Annotated in this window: 15 protein-coding genes; 5 read left to right on the top strand and 10 right to left on the bottom strand. The window is 61.3% G+C overall.

The window, feature by feature from the left end; translation table 11 throughout:
- Positions 1-63 precede the first annotated feature (63 nt).
- Genes MGMAQ_RS00405 through MGMAQ_RS00415 form a run of 3 tightly spaced genes read right to left on the bottom strand, consistent with a single transcriptional unit; the run spans position 64 to position 2,539 of the window.
- On the bottom strand, positions 64-396 hold the full coding sequence (locus MGMAQ_RS00405) for a hypothetical protein (RefSeq protein ID WP_046019966.1): 333 nt from the start codon (positions 394-396) through the stop codon (positions 64-66).
- Positions 393-1,316, bottom strand: coding sequence for a glycosyltransferase family 9 protein (locus MGMAQ_RS00410; protein WP_046019967.1), 924 nt, complete (start codon positions 1,314-1,316; stop codon positions 393-395). The genes MGMAQ_RS00405 and MGMAQ_RS00410 overlap by 4 nt, the downstream gene beginning before the upstream one ends.
- Positions 1,313-2,539 carry a glycosyltransferase family 4 protein gene (locus MGMAQ_RS00415; RefSeq protein ID WP_046022797.1) on the bottom strand — a complete coding sequence of 409 codons (1,227 nt, stop codon included), beginning with the start codon at positions 2,537-2,539 and terminating at the stop codon, positions 1,313-1,315. Before MGMAQ_RS00415 ends, MGMAQ_RS00410 begins: the two co-directional genes overlap by 4 nt.
- Positions 2,540-2,564: 25 nt before the next feature.
- Here MGMAQ_RS00415 and MGMAQ_RS00420 point away from each other — a divergent pair, with 25 nt between their 5' ends.
- Entirely contained in the window at positions 2,565-3,362 is a 798-nt protein-coding gene (locus MGMAQ_RS00420) for a carboxylesterase (protein WP_046019968.1), read from the top strand.
- A 215-nt stretch (positions 3,363-3,577) separates the two neighbouring features.
- On the opposite strand, the gene MGMAQ_RS00425 is transcribed toward MGMAQ_RS00420, so the two are convergent.
- Entirely contained in the window at positions 3,578-4,426 is an 849-nt protein-coding gene (locus MGMAQ_RS00425) for a fructosamine kinase family protein (RefSeq protein ID WP_046022798.1), read from the bottom strand.
- Positions 4,427-4,431: 5 nt separating this feature from the next.
- Positions 4,432-4,905 (bottom strand): low molecular weight protein-tyrosine-phosphatase, encoded by a 474-nt coding sequence (locus MGMAQ_RS00430; RefSeq protein ID WP_046019969.1) that lies wholly within the window; start codon positions 4,903-4,905, stop codon positions 4,432-4,434.
- A 68-nt stretch (positions 4,906-4,973) separates the two neighbouring features.
- Between MGMAQ_RS00430 and MGMAQ_RS00435 the strand changes: the two genes are divergently transcribed.
- The gene (locus tag MGMAQ_RS00435) at positions 4,974-5,552 is read left to right on the top strand and encodes a uracil-DNA glycosylase family protein (protein WP_046019970.1); all 579 of its coding nucleotides are present in this window, start codon (positions 4,974-4,976) and stop codon (positions 5,550-5,552) included.
- Here MGMAQ_RS00435 and leuB read toward each other — a convergent pair.
- Positions 5,549-6,661 carry a 3-isopropylmalate dehydrogenase gene (leuB, locus tag MGMAQ_RS00440; RefSeq protein WP_046019971.1) on the bottom strand — a complete coding sequence of 371 codons (1,113 nt, stop codon included), beginning with the start codon at positions 6,659-6,661 and terminating at the stop codon, positions 5,549-5,551. The two genes, MGMAQ_RS00435 and leuB, sit on opposite strands and share 4 nt — an antisense overlap.
- A gap of 302 nt (positions 6,662-6,963) precedes the next feature.
- Between leuB and MGMAQ_RS21250 the strand changes: the two genes are divergently transcribed.
- Complete coding sequence (locus MGMAQ_RS21250; RefSeq protein ID WP_082085185.1) at positions 6,964-7,902, top strand: EDSAP-1 family PEP-CTERM protein; 939 nt, start codon at positions 6,964-6,966, stop codon at positions 7,900-7,902.
- A gap of 63 nt (positions 7,903-7,965) precedes the next feature.
- On the opposite strand, the gene arsJ is transcribed toward MGMAQ_RS21250, so the two are convergent.
- Positions 7,966-9,204, bottom strand: a complete 1,239-nt coding sequence (arsJ, locus tag MGMAQ_RS00450) for an organoarsenical effux MFS transporter ArsJ (RefSeq protein ID WP_046019973.1) — start codon at positions 9,202-9,204, stop codon at positions 7,966-7,968.
- Between the two features lie 144 nt (positions 9,205-9,348).
- Between arsJ and MGMAQ_RS00455 the strand changes: the two genes are divergently transcribed.
- Complete coding sequence (locus MGMAQ_RS00455) at positions 9,349-10,800, top strand: ATP-binding protein (RefSeq protein WP_046019974.1); 1,452 nt, start codon at positions 9,349-9,351, stop codon at positions 10,798-10,800.
- On the opposite strand, the gene MGMAQ_RS00460 is transcribed toward MGMAQ_RS00455, so the two are convergent.
- Entirely contained in the window at positions 10,797-11,807 is a 1,011-nt protein-coding gene (locus MGMAQ_RS00460; RefSeq protein ID WP_046019975.1) for an ArsJ-associated glyceraldehyde-3-phosphate dehydrogenase, read from the bottom strand. The genes MGMAQ_RS00455 and MGMAQ_RS00460 overlap by 4 nt on opposite strands.
- A gap of 80 nt (positions 11,808-11,887) precedes the next feature.
- The gene (locus tag MGMAQ_RS00465; protein WP_052716008.1) at positions 11,888-13,147 is read right to left on the bottom strand and encodes a cytochrome-c peroxidase; all 1,260 of its coding nucleotides are present in this window, start codon (positions 13,145-13,147) and stop codon (positions 11,888-11,890) included.
- Between the two features lie 212 nt (positions 13,148-13,359).
- On the opposite strand from MGMAQ_RS00465, the gene MGMAQ_RS00470 reads away from it, so the two are divergent.
- On the top strand, positions 13,360-14,262 hold the full coding sequence (locus MGMAQ_RS00470) for a LysR family transcriptional regulator (protein WP_046019976.1): 903 nt from the start codon (positions 13,360-13,362) through the stop codon (positions 14,260-14,262).
- Here MGMAQ_RS00470 and MGMAQ_RS00475 read toward each other — a convergent pair.
- Positions 14,233-14,571 carry an antibiotic biosynthesis monooxygenase gene (locus tag MGMAQ_RS00475; RefSeq protein WP_046019977.1) on the bottom strand — a complete coding sequence of 113 codons (339 nt, stop codon included), beginning with the start codon at positions 14,569-14,571 and terminating at the stop codon, positions 14,233-14,235. The two genes, MGMAQ_RS00470 and MGMAQ_RS00475, sit on opposite strands and share 30 nt — an antisense overlap.
- Between the last annotated feature and the right edge of the window lie 8 nt (positions 14,572-14,579).

The raw sequence follows: 14,579 nt of genomic DNA on the forward strand, positions 1-14,579 counted from the left end.
GAATGTAAGGGGCGGCACTCTACGACGAATCCCTTGGCTGTCAAGGAGTCTGGGGTTCCCCGGTTACTCCCCCGCCCAAGCCTTCAACTTGGCGAGCAGCCCTTTGGGCTTTTTCTTCTTTTTCTTCACTCTCACCGGGCCGCTGGGGCCGCCGCCGCTGCGCCGTTTGGGCGGCGCTGCCTTGGCGGCGGCCTCGTTGTTATGGGTATAGATGCAGCGAAAGGAGCCGGAGTCCGACAACAGGTAATAGGCGATCTTGCCGATGCTGGGGCTCATCTTGATCCGCCGTTCGGCATCGGAGATGGCCTCTTCCTTACAGGTCACGTCGTGGTTCATCTCCATGCGGCCTTCCTTGAGCGGCTGGCCGGGCTTGCAGATATAGATTTCGCAGGTCATGGCAGGGCTTCCAATACCTCTTCCAATGTCAAATCGGCGAGCGATGGGCGGCGCAGAATCTCCACCTTCGGGCCACGCTGGGCACAAAGAGCGGGGTCCGATGCATGGGAATAGAGCACCAGCGAGGGTGTTCCGGCAATGGTGATCAGATGCATGGGGCCGGAGTCGTTGCCCACCGCCAGCTTGGCCCGGCGGGCCAGTCCGGCGATCTGGAGAAAATCGGTCTTGCCGATGAGCGAGACCGCCTGCGGACAGGCGCCGGTAATCTTCCAGGCGGTTTCCCGCTCTATTTCAGTACCCAGGATGGCCGGGGTCAGGCCCCGTTCGGCCAGGGCGCGGGCCAGAATGCCATAGTTCTTGATCGACCAGCGCTTGGCCGGACGATGGGCGGCGCCACCGGGCACCAACAGGGCATAGTCGCCTTTCAGGCCGAATGCCGTCGGGTCCAGGTCGGTGGCGGCCCAGGATAGGTCGGGGAAGGGCACGTTTTCGATCCCCGCTTTGTGCAGCTGTTCGGCCTGCCGCTCAATGGTATGCATGTCATTGCGGCGGGGATTGTCATGGGGCTGGGAACAGCCCGTGGCGATTCCCGACCAGGCCGCACGTCGGCCCATGAGCCGAAAATAGAAGCTGCTGCGGTCGGAGGTCTGAAGATCGTAAACCTGATCGAAGCGGCCCCCGTGCAGGGTGCGCCACAGGTCAAAGATCTTGGACGGCTGCGAGATCTTCGGCTTGCTGTCGATCCAGACCCGATCGACCAGGCCGGACGCCACGCCGAGATCCGCGTAAGGCTTTGTGGTCAGCAAAGTGATACAGGCATCGGGGTGATGATCCCGGATGGCTTTCATGGGACCAAGGGCCTGGACGAAGTCTCCCAAGGCACCGAGCTTGATAACAAGAATCCGCTCGATATCCTTCATGACGTCGGATGCCGCTCCGGATGCAGCACTTCGTCATAAACTTCCAAAGTGGCGCTGGTCATGGATTCCTTGGAAAAATGCTGGATCACATGGGCCCGGGCCCGCTTGGCCATCGTCTGCCGGTCTTCGGGTGTCAAGGCCAGGGCCCGCTCCAGGCAACGAGCCAGAGCCGCCGCATCGTCGGGCGGGGCCAGCCAGCCGGTGACCCCCTCGACAACGGTCTCCCGGGCGCCGCCATGGTTGGTGGCAACCACCGGGCGGCCCATGGATTGGGCCTCGGCGGCGATACGCCCAAAGGCTTCCGGTTCGATGGAGGCCGAAACCACCACGTCGGACAGCTTGTAGGCAGCGGGCATGTCGCGGCAATCGTCGATGATCTGTACCACACTGGCAACGCCACGGTTGACGATATGGGCTTCCAGCTCTTCGCGATACCCGGCGCGGCCCTGGTCCGACCCGATGAGCAGGCAACAGATGTCGGTCCGTCCCAGTTCAGCGATGGCATCGACCAGGAACATCTGGCCCTTCCAACGGGTCAGCCGCCCGGGCAAGGCAATGACCGGGGCGCCGTCGGTCATCCGCCACTTGCTGGCCAACTGGATGACCCGCTCGGCACTGACATTGTCGGGATCGAAGTGCTTGGTATCGATGCCGCGATGGATGATTCGCACCTTCTGCATGGGAATGCCGTAGATCCGATGCATATGGGCGGCTATGAACTTTGAGATGGCGATGATCGGCTGTCCCCGGGTCATCACCGAATTGTACCAGCGCTTGAAAAAGTTACCGTGGCCATAGGTGCCGTGGAAGGTGGTGACAAAGGGCGTGCCGGTGCGCTTGCAGGCCCGATAGGCGCTCCAGGCCGGAGCCCGGGAACGGGCATGGACCAGGTCCACCTGCTCTGTTTCGATCAATTCCACCAGCCGATTGACGTTTTTGTGCATGACCAGCGGATTCTTGCTGGCCAAGGGCAGCGGCACGAATTCGGCGCCGTGGCGTTTCAGTTCCGGCGCCAGCAATCCTTCCTCGGCGGCAACGATGGCCCGCCCCCCGGCGGCAACGATGGCCGCCGCCATATCGACGGTGCCGCGCTCCACCCCGCCCTGCAATCCCATGGACGGCAGCACCTGCAAAACTGTGGCGCGACGACCGGCGTGGGCGGTGGACAGGTCCACCGGTTCCCCCTCGTGATCGGGAATGCTATGGTCGGTCTGCTCAGACATGCTTCGGCCGGATATGAGGAATACCATGAACGACGACACCCCCGGGCCCGGGGACGCGCCGCAGATACTACCACGGGACAACGGATCGTCCATCGCCTACCACGCCACCCCGGGCAATGGCCCCGGCGTGATTTTCATGACCGGGTTCAAATCCGACATGGAAGGCAGCAAGGCTCTGGCTTTGGAGGCTTTTTGCCGGCAGCGGGAGCAGGCCTTTTTGCGTTTCGATTATACCGGACACGGACAGTCGTCGGGCCAATTCACCGACGGCTGCATCGGCGATTGGGCCTGGGACGCGGTCGAGGCCCTCGATTCGCTGACCGAGGGGCCGCAGATTCTGGTCGGCTCCAGCATGGGCGGCTGGATCATGCTGCTTGCCGCCCTGGCGCGCCCGGATCGGGTGGCGGGGCTGGTGGGCATCGCCGCCGCCCCGGATTTCACCGAGGACCTGTTACCCGACGAGCTGTCCGATAACCAATGGGCCAAGATGATGCGCGACGGGCAGGTGGATTTGCCCAGCCCCTATGACGAGGAACCAACCCCCATCACCCGCAAGCTGGTGGAGGACGGCCGCGACATGCTGTTATTGCGCGACGATATCGAGCTGCATTGCCCGGTGCGGCTGATTCACGGCAAGCGGGACGAGGATGTGCCTTGGGCCACGTCGCTACGCATCGCCGAACGGCTCAAGACCACCGACGTGGAAGTGCTGCTGGTCAAGGATGGTGACCACCGCATGTCGGAACCGCAAGACATCGACCGGCTCTGTCGGGTGGTGGACGATTTGTTGACGTTGGTGGAAGAGGAGCCGATGACCGAATAAGCCATTAACAGGCTGCTGAAAAAGTCCGATTTCGAGCCTGTGGCGACAGATGCTTCGACAAGCTCAGCATGAGGGCCTTTGAACTTTCAACGTGTTAGCCTCACTCTGAGCTTCCTCATCCCGAGCTTGTCGAGGGACGAAGGGCGAGGCGGGCCGTAGGACAATATTTTTTTGCAGCCTGCTAGACACGCGCGACCCTATGGGCATCGATCACATCAAAATCCAAACCGGCTGAGAGTCCTGTCGACGGATCCCACATAGGACCCGCCGAACAGTCGCACATGGACCAAAAGCGGATAGAGATTGTACAGGTCCCGGCGTTCCTCGAAAAAACCCGGGGCGATGGGCCGCAGCTTCTCATAGCGCTGGAAGAACGCCTTGCCAAAGGTGCCGAACAGGGTCGAGAAGGCCAGTTCGATTTCCGGATCGCCGTAATAGCAGGCCGGGTCGACGAACCCGGCGATCCGGCGACCTCGGCAGAGCACGTTGCCGGTCCACATGTCCCCATGCAGCAAGGAGGATTGCGTCGGCTCGCTGATCCAGCGGTCCAGTCGCGCCGCCATTTTCTCGATGCGGTCCATGAGGCGCCCGGGCAATCGCCCGGCCTGTTGTGCGTCGCGAGCCATGAACAAAAGCCGCTGGTCGCGGAAAAAATCGATCCAGCGTTCGGTCCAGGGATTGGGCTGATGCAGTCCGCCGATCAGGGTATCTTGGTCCAGGCCGAAGGCCTTGCCGGGCACGTCATGCAAACTTGCCAGCAGTTCCGCCGCGTGGGCCTGGGAATCGGCGGTCAATCCCCCATCGTTGAGCAGATAGCTCATCAGCAACAGGCCCGGTTCCGCATGCAGCACGTCTGGCACCGGCAGATGGGGGCCGAGAATCTCCAGCATGTATCCTTCGATATCCAGGCCGCTGGACCCGTCGCCCACCTTGGCGACCAATGAGCCCGAGCCTTCCAAGGTGACCCGATAGACATCACCGATACAGCCGCCGCTCAACGGGCGGAATTCGATGGGTTTGCGTCCGGTGACCCGGGTGATGGTTTCCGTGATGCGCGGATCCATGGGGGTCATACCTCGCGGGGCCGAATTTCCGCCAACAGGCCCGCCGCCGCCGCCTCCACCAGATCGTAGACACGCCGAAAGCCGTCGCCGCCGCCATAGTAAGGGTCGGGCACGTCGCGTTCTTTGTGACCGGGGGCAAAGTCCAGGAACATGTGCAGGCGGTCTTCCTTGCCAGGCGGGCAGATGTCCCTCAGATCCTCGTAATTGGTACGGTCCATGGCCAGGATATAGTCGAAGCGTTCGAAGTCGGCGCGGCGGGCCTGTCGCCCGCGCAGATCGGAAATATCGATGCCGCGGCGCTTGGCCTCGGCGGCGGCTCGGCGGTCGGGGGGGCTGCCCACATGCCACGACCCGGTGCCCGCCGAATCGGTCTGAATCACATGGCTGAGCCCGGCATCGGCCACCATCTTGCGGAACACCCCCTCGGCGGTGGGTGAGCGGCAGATATTCCCCAGGCAGACGAACAGAACCTTGGTCATGACGGATGTTTCTCCAGCGAATTCCTGTATCCTTATAGCAGCCTGACTCGGACACTCAAGGACCCCCGATGGCCGATCTCGATACCGTTCTCGCCCAGGCGCGCGCCTGCACCCATTGCACCGACCTGCCCCTGGGCCCGCGTCCGGTGCTGCGGGCGGCGACGACGGCGCGGCTTTTGATCATCGGTCAGGCGCCGGGCACCCGGGTGCACGAGACCGGTATTCCCTGGAACGACCGCTCAGGGGACCGGCTGCGGGACTGGATGGGGCTGGACCGGGAAACCTTCTATGACGAGCGTCAGATTGCCATTCTGCCCATGGGGCTGTGCTATCCGGGGGTGAACCCGAAAGGCGGCGACAATCCGCCCCGGCCCGACTGCGCGCCTTTGTGGCACGGACCGGTGATGGCGTTGCTGCCCAATATCGCCCTGACCCTGCTCATCGGCCAATATGCCCAGAAGTATTACCTGGGCCCCCGGCGCGGCAAGACCATGACTGAGACGGTGCGGCAATGGCGCGACCACGCTCCGGACTTCCTGCCCTTGCCGCATCCGAGCTGGCGCAACACCGGCTGGATGAAGAAGAACCCCTGGTTCGAGGCAGAGGTGGTGCCAGCCCTCAGGCACCGCATGGACGCCTTGAACTAAGCCGCCAACTTTTCCAGTTGCCGCACCAAAGCCTCGCCCATGACACTGCAAGAGACCTTGGCCATGCCATCTTGCATGATATCGGCGGTGCGCATGCCGCTGTCGAGCACGTTGGAGACCGCCTGGTCGATCAGGTCGGCGTCTTCGGCCATGTCGAAGGAATAGCGCAGCATCATGGAAAAGCTGAGGATGGTGGCCAATGGGTTGGCCTGGTCCTGACCGGCGATGTCCGGGGCGGAGCCATGCACCGGTTCGTACATGGCCCGGCGACGGCCCGATTCGTCGGCGGCGCCCAAACTGGCCGAGGGCAGCATGCCCAGGGATCCGGTCAGCATGGCGGCACAGTCGGAAAGCAGGTCACCGAACAGGTTGTCGGTCAGGATCACGTCAAACTGCTTGGGCCAGCGCACCAGCTGCATGGCGCAGTTGTCGGCATACATATGATGCAGTTCCACATCGCTGTAATGGGCGGTGGCATGGTCGGTGACGATACGGCGCCAGAAAATGCCGCTCTCCATGACATTGGCCTTTTCCACCGAATGCACCTTGTTGTTCCGCTTGCGCGCCAGGTCGAAGGCCACGTCGGCGACGCGGGTGATTTCCCCGTCGGTATAGACCTGGGTGTCGAAGCCCCGTTGGGTTCCGTCGGGCAGGGTTTCCTCACCGCGCGGCTTGCCGAAATAGACCCCGGCGGTCAATTCGCGCACGATCATGATATCCAGCCCGGAAACGATCTCCGGCTTCAGGGTCGAGGCGCCGACCAGCGGCGGAAAGACCATGGCCGGACGGAGATTGGCGAACAGGTCCATCTCCTTGCGCAGCCGCAGCAGTCCGGCTTCCGGGCGGTGCTCACGTGCCACGTTGTCCCACTTGGGGCCGCCGACGGCGCCCAGCAGCACCGCATCGGCGTCCATGGCCTGTTGCATGTCCTCATCGGAGACCGCCACCCCATGGGCATCATAGGCTGCGCCGCCGACCAATCCCTCGCGCACATTGAATGTGACACTGCGGCGCTTGTCCATCCAGTCGATCACCCGACGCACTTGGTTCATCACTTCGGGGCCGATGCCGTCACCGGGCAGGAATAGAAGGGTTTTGTTGGCGGTCATGGTGTGATGTCCCTCACTTCTTTGTTGGAGGCCCCGTGATACAAGAAAGCATCGTCGGGGTCCAGAGGGGTAGGTTAACCATTACGAGAGTGTAAGAATCCTTAGATTCCGGGGGCTGTAGGAGTCACCAAACTTTACAGAATCTCAATGTCATGAGACAATATATCAAAGCAGATGCCGATAACTTGTTGATATAAAGGATTTCTATTAGTTTGGCACGAATTGTGCAAGTGTAAATTTGAGTAATTGATGTCTTGTCTTCCCACCAAACTGAGGAATGACGAGATGCGGAGGCGAGAAAAATGACGAGATTAAGCCATACTCTATTCGCGGCAACGATGACGGGCTTCCTGGCGCTGAGCAGTGGCTGGTCCGAAGCCAAGGCTGATGCGCTTTCCTATGGCGCGATGGCGATCACCGATGCCCGACTGATTTTGAATACCGTGATCGGCGATGAACCCATATCGGGTGAAGGCCAAGAAGAGCGGTCTTCGTCGCAATCTTCGAGCCGTGTATCCGGGGAGCAGGACGAAACCAGCAATGGTTCGCGCAGCTGCGCCGGCATTCCGGTTTTTCTCGATACATGCGCCACGCTTGGCGAAGACGATTTCTCCATGGCCGCCGAACTGCCCAACTACAGCCGGTCAGATACCCGGTCGAGCGGATCCATCGTTCCGCTCTTCCGTTCTTCCGAAACATTCTCGAGCAATTTGGTGGCCGAGACCGTATTGAGCTCCGATGAACCCAATACCGGCTCGTCCGTGGCTTGGTTGGAAACCATCTCCGACTTCCTGTTCACCGCCGAATCAACCGGCACCGTGACCTTCGCCTTCAATGCGGCCATGAATCTTTCGGCGGGTACCTCGGGCGCGTCCGGCGAAATAGCCTCGGCCCGCTCTGCATTCACCATGTCGCTGATCGATACGACCACCGGCGAAACCATTCTCAGCGTGGCGCCCGACGAGTTGAATGTGGGCGGTGATGAGGATACGACTCCGGTCGAAGATCAAGAGATCGTGCTTGCCGACGATTCCGACCCGGAAGACCTCTATGTTCTGCCGACGACGGAAATTGCCGCCACATCGACCACTGAACTGGTCACCGGACATACCTATCAGGTGGTGATTCGCCAGGAAATCGAGACCAGCGCTTCGGTTCCCGAACCGGCTTCCTTGGCTCTCTTGGGTATCGGGCTGGTCGGCCTTGGCGTCGCGCGGCGTCGCGCCCGGCAGGCTGCCTGACATCAATACAAACGATCTCGCGCATGATTTAGAAACGGCGGTTCTTCGGGGCGGCCGTTTTTTCTATGCCCGGTGACGCAAGGGGAGGGTCAGCCCTACCGCCAGCCCCACCAGCCCAGCCGAGGTCCAAAGGCAAGCGGTCAGGCCCCAGTACTGGAAGACCAAACCCGAAAGCAAAGTACCGCCGAGCCGCCCCACGGCGTTGGCCATATAGTAAAAGCCGACATTGAGTGCGACCTTGTCATGGTCCGAATAGGCGACGATCAGATAGGAATGGACCGCTGAATTGACCGCGAATACCAATCCGAAGATCAGCAGCCCGCCGATCAGAACATAGGCGCCCCAGGCGTCGGGAATCACCACACCCACCCGGGCCAGCAGGTCCGGGCTCAGGCCCAAGGCGATGACCGCGGGCAGCACCGCCAGCAGCCCGCCCCAGATCTTCGCCGCGCGCGCGCCTTCCTCCGCGCCGGTGGTGTTCTTCAAGAGGCGCGGCACCATGGCTTGAACGATGCCATAACCGATCACCCAGGCGGCCATGAATCCGCCCACCTGGTCAAAGGACCAGCCCAGGGTACTGGTAAGGAACACCGGCACCCCAACCACGAACCATACATCCCGCGAGGCAAACAAAAAGATCCGCGCGGCGGAGAGAAAATTGATCTCCCGGGTCTTGGAGAAAAGGTCCTTTTTCTTAATCTGTTTGGCCTTGCCCAACGCCCCCCGGATGGAAGTGACAGCCAACAACAGCACCACCGCCAGCATCCCGGCCATGGCATAAAGCGATAATTGAAATCCAAGCCAAGTCAGCAGCACGCCGCCCAACAGGAATCCCAGACCCTTCAAGGCGTTTTTTGATCCCGTCAGCAGCGCCACCCATTTGAACAACAGGCCTTGCGTGTTTTCCTGTTCCTTGACCACCAGTTTGACCGCGCTCTTGGAGCTCATCTTGGTCAGGTCCTTGGCGACGCCCGATAGCGCTTGGGCGCCCATCACCCAGGCCACCGAAAAGGCTAAGGCCCAATCCGGCGAGACCGCAGACAGCAGCAACAGGGCAATGATTTGAATGGCCAGTCCGGCGAAAAGGGTGACCCGCAGACCAAACCGGGCGCCGATCCAGCCGCCGAAGAAGTTGGTGACAATGCCCATGGCTTCATAGAGCAAAAACAAGAATGCCAGGTCCAATGGCGTGTAGCCGAGTTTATGGAAATGCAGCAACACCAACATGCGCAACGCGCCGTCGGTCAGCGTAAAGGCCCAATAGGCGGCGGTCACGGCGGCGTAGTTCTTGATATCGGCCATGCAAGGGTCACCCTGTGAGAGGGGCCGGACGGTTGCGGGGCGTCAGGTCCATGTATCGGTTTAGGCTGTTATGGTACTCTAAATGAGGCGTCGAATTTATGACAGGCTCATACCTCTTCGGCAACCATGACCGGTGATTAAGCCATGAAGCTGATCGAAACCTCTTCTTTCCATACCGTCATGGGGGTTCTGCTCGTCGGCTGGACGGGAATCGTTCTGGCATCGCTATTTTGGATCTTGAGCCAGGAATGGGACAATGCCCGGGAACTGGCCAAAACCGAAGCCCGGGCCAATTTCAACAAGGACCTGGGGTTCCGCCTTTGGGCCACGGAGCATGGCGGCGTTTATGTGCCGATTTCCGAGCAGACCCAGCCCAGTCCCTATCTATCCCATATTCCCGAGCGGGACATCACGACGCCGGCGGGACGCCACCTGACCTTGATGAATCCTGCCTATATGGTGCGCCAGATGATGGAGGGATTTGCCGATCTCTATGGAGTCCGAGGGCGCATCACCAGCCTCCTGCCGCTCAACCCGGATAATGCGGCGGATGAGTGGGAGACCAAGGCGCTGCTGGCCTTCGAGAAAGGCTCCGAGGAGGCGTTCGAATTCACCAAGACAAACGGCGCCCCCGTATTGCGTTTGATGCGTCCCATGGTGACCGAGGAGGGCTGCCTGAAATGCCATGCCCATCAAGGGTATCAAATCGGCGATATCCGGGGCGGTGTCGGCGTATCGGTCTCCATGATGCCTTACAAAAAACTCTACGATATGGAAGCGCGGAACCTGGCCATGGTCCATGGCACTATTTGGAGCCTGGGCACTTTCATCCTTGGTCTGGGATGGGTGTTCGGGGCGCGCCGCGTCGCCGCGAGCCACGCCGCCGATCAACTCCTGCATCTGAAAAACGCCGAGCTCGAACGATCGAACCAGGAACTCAAGCAATTTGCCCATGTGTCCTCCCACGATCTGAAAGAGCCGCTGCGGATGGTGACCAGCTACTTGCAACTGCTTGAGCGCAAGTGCGAGAACCGGCTGGACGGCGAGGCAAAGGAATACATTGATTTTGCCATCAGTGGGTCCCGCCGCATGAGCATGCTGATTGAGGATCTGTTGACGTTCGCCAACGTGAAAACCGACCCCGACCGGTTCGATCCCGTGGATGCCGGAAAGGAACTGGCTCAGGCCCTGGAGATCCTCCGGCCAAGGATCGAACAGGCGGGGGCAGCGGTGGTCCAAAGCCCCTTGCCCCGGGTGCGGGCCGACCGGTCTCAGCTATTGCAGCTGTTCCAGAACCTGGTATCCAATGCTCTCAAATATCGGCATGCCGACCGACTGCCGGAAGTGCGGATTTCGGCCAGGATTTCAGGCACCTTGGCCACCTTCACCGTGCGCGACAACGGCATCGGGATCGAGCCCCATTTCGCCGAGCGGATCTTCGTCATCTTTCAGCGGCTGCATGGCCGCGAAGCCTATGACGGCACCGGGGTCGGACTGGCCATCTGCAAAAAAATCGTCGAACGCCATGGTGGGAAGATCTGGGTGGAAAGCGACGGCCAAAGCGGCAGTGCCTTCCACTTCACGCTTCCCGTTTAGAGACTCGCCGCGACCTTTCCGGCTAGCTCCATCATCCGGTTCACATAGCCCCATTCATTGTCGTACCAGGCATAGACCTTGAGCTGGGTGTCGTCGACAACCATGGTCGACAGCCCGTCGACGATGGAGGAGCGCGGGTCATTGACGTAGTCGGTGGAGACCAAGGGCCTCATCTCCAGGCCCAGAATGCCTTTCAGCGGTCCGTCGGCGGCGGCGCGGAACAGGGCATTGACCTCCTCGGCGCTGGTCTTGCGACCCACCTCGAATACGCAATCGGTCAGCGAGGCATTGAGCAGCGGCACACGCACCGCGTGGCCATTCAGCTTTCCCTTCAGTTCCGGATAGATCATGGTGATCGCCGTGGCCGAGCCGGTGGTGGTGGGAATCAGCGCATTCATGGCCGAGCGGGCTCGGCGCAAGTCTTTGTGCGGTGCGTCGACAACCACCTGGGTGTTGGTGATGTCATGGATCGTGGTGATTGCCCCATGGACGATGCCCAGGTTTTCATGCACCACCTTGACCACCGGCGCCAGGCAGTTGGTGGTACAAGAGGCGGCGGTCAGCAGGTGATGCTTGTCCGGCTCATAAAGATCGTCGTTGATGCCCTGCACCACGTTCAGTGCCCCTTCCTTCACCGGCGCGGCGACAATGACCTTTTTAACGCCTCGCTCGAAGTAGGGTTGCAGCAATTCCGGGGTGCGGAACTTGCCCGAGGCCTCGATGACGATGTCAACGCCCAGGTCACCCCAAGCCACATCCCCCGGCGCGGCGGCCTCGGAAAAGCCCACGTCCTTGCCGTCGATGACGATGGCCTCGTTGCCGCGGGCCTCGGCCGTGTGGTCCCAGCGGCCATGTACTGTGTCGAACTCAAGGATATGGGCGGCACAGGCGGCCCCGCCCTTGATCTCGTTGATATGGACCACTTCCAGGTCATCTCGGCCCCAGGCCACCCGCATGCCCAGTCGTCCCATGCGTCCGAATCCGTTGATTCCTATCCGTGCGGCCATGGTGGGGGACTCCTTCCCTGTCTGTTGGTATTGCGAGAGAGCCACCCTATTCAATGAGGCCGGTCAGGGAAACGACTAATTCACGATGTTCCCGGAACCACCACGGCGGGGGTCACGCCGGTCAGGGCGCGTAGAAAGGCTGTCAGATCTCCCATGTCCCGGTCGGTCAGGGCGCGGCGCCCGGTGACCGATGGTCGGCCGTGCTCATCGCGGACGATCTGCGGCCGCATGGCGGGCCCCGATTGTACCTCGCGCCCCAACTGGGTTGCGACCATAACCCGCACGGCTTCTTCCAGGTCCTCGACCGAGCCGTTGTGGAAATAGGGCGCGGTCCGGTCGATGTTGCGCAGCGAAGGCACTCGCCAGACGCCCGATCCGTTCAGTCCCTTGTCCTTGGTCAGATCATACCGGGCCACCGACGGGGAATCGCGATACACCGGAAAAACCCGATAGGGGCTGGCATGGGGTTGGGCGGCGACGGTGAACCAGGGGTCCGGATGGCAGCCACGGCAGCCAATCTCGTCAAACAGCATCAGCCCGCGTATCTGGCTTTGGTTCAAGGCCTCGTTATCGCCTTCAACGAAGCGATCATAGGGCGAGCCCGGTGTGATCAAGGTGCGCTCAAATGAGGCGATGGCCGAGGCGATCTTGTCGATGGTCACCGTTCCACCGAAGGCTTGGCGATAGGACTCATCCGCCGCGACGATGGCCACCGCCCGGTCCAAGGACGGCAGGTCCATTTCCACCGGATTGGTCAGCGGGCCCACGGCCTGCTCTTCCAAAGAGGCGGCGCGACCATCCCAGAAAAGGCGCTTGAGGAAAGCCGCGTTGAGAACCGTCGGGGCGTTGCGCTCGCCTTTCAGGTTGCGGATACCGGTCGAGGTGGCGCTGTCGTCGTCCCCACCCTTGGCGATGACGTGACAGGAGGCGCAGGCCACCTGGCCGCTGGAAGAGAGCCGGGTATCGAAGAAAAGCCGTCGCCCCAATTCAACTTGGGTCTCGTCCTGGGGGGGGATGTCGGTCACCGGCAGTGCCCGCCAAGCCTTGCCCCGTCCGGCATAGGTCAGGCCGAGCGGCAGACCCTCGCTTGTGCTGCGCTGGGCCTGGGGGGTGATGACCTGACCGGCTTCCACCATGGCGGCCAAGGACGCGGGGGGTTGCAGCAACAACAAGACAACGGCCTTGATGGACAGGCCAATGACCCCAAAGCCCAACATTCCCGCCATCATCATTCGACCGGTGCGCGATAGGCCCAAGCGGCGGGACAGTTCCCCGGAGACCAAGATCAGCACGCCACAGCCCATCACGGCGGCGGCGGTGACATAAAGCGAGATATCCATGGCGCGGTCCTCCTAGATCATGCCGCGTTTGATCGGACTCGATCCACCGCGAGAAACGTGATCGGTATCAATAGGCTCGCGCTGATTCGCCGGGTTCAATTGAACCCGATCTGCGCGACGGGCTTGTGGGAAGACTATGGGACAGGGCATATTAATAGAGAAATTGTCATTAAAAATTCTGTTTATAGATTCAGAGAATAAATGAGGCGATCATGAATCTGGCTCAGTTGCGCTATGTAACGGCGGTTGACGCCTGCGGCTCGTTTAGCGAGGCGGCCAAGCGTTGTTGCGTCACCCAGCCAACCCTGTCCAACGGCATTGCCCAGTTGGAAGAAGAGCTGGGCGGCAAACTCTTCCGGCGCACCACTCGGTCGGTGACCATCACCCGCTTCGGGAGCTTTATACTGCCCCTGGCCCAAGCGGTGCTGGATGCCAAGGACGAACTGCAAAAATCCGCCCAGGCCTATTTCCAGCCGGACAGTCGCATTCTGCGGATCGGCCTCTCGCCGCTGATTGACAATGGCCTATTCAGTGGGGCGTTGCAGGCCCTGAAGCAGCGCGGCCTGTGGTCGGAGACCTTCCTCAAGCAATGTTTCATCGATGACTTGGGTGAGCGCCTGACCCACGATACTCTCGATCTGGCGCTCCAGCCCCGGCAATCCCGTTCACGCTATGAACAGAGCCATCCGCTATACGACGAGCCGTTGTTCTACATTCCGCCACAAACGGACGTGGGGAGCCCCGGCGCCAACGGGGTGGAGGTGGCCGCGTTGGCGGAACAACCGATCATCCTGACCAACGGCTGCGGCCTGTCCGATGTGATCGGTGACCTGTTCGCGCGTGAGTCCGTGCCCTTGACTCCCTATGCCGGGCAGGCGTTGACCTATGGCGTGGTGGCGGAATGGGCCGATCTGGGCATCGCCGGGGGTATCCTGCCGCGCTCCAAATTGCCGGAATCATCGGTGGCCTGCCCCATCGTTACCAAGGATGGCACCCCCGCCCATGTGCATTTCGAGGCGGCCTGGACACCGGGTGGCCCCAATCAGGCGGTGATCGAGGAAAGCGTCCATGTCATGGCCCGGACCCTATCGGCCCTGTCGGCGGGCTGTCCGTGAGCTTTCCACCCGGGTAATCAGCAGGCGGTAGTCGCCGTACCAGAACTCGGCGCCCTTTCGTTGCACCACCTGATGTTCCCGATTGCGGCCCCAGGCCTTCAGCGAGTCCAGATCGCGCCAATAGGAAACCGTGATGCCGAATCCGTCCGCATCGCGCACGGACTCAACCCCGAGAAACCCGGGCTGGTCTTTTGCCAAGGCCATCATGCGCTGCGCCGCCAGGTCATAGCCGTCGTCGCTCCCGGTCCGCCGAGAGCTGAAGATCACGGCGTAGTAGGGCGGGTCCGGCAGCGCGGCGAGGGGCGGCATGACAAAGA

Source organism: Magnetospira sp. QH-2 (assembly GCF_000968135.1).
Lineage (GTDB): Bacteria > Pseudomonadota > Alphaproteobacteria > Rhodospirillales > Magnetospiraceae > Magnetospira.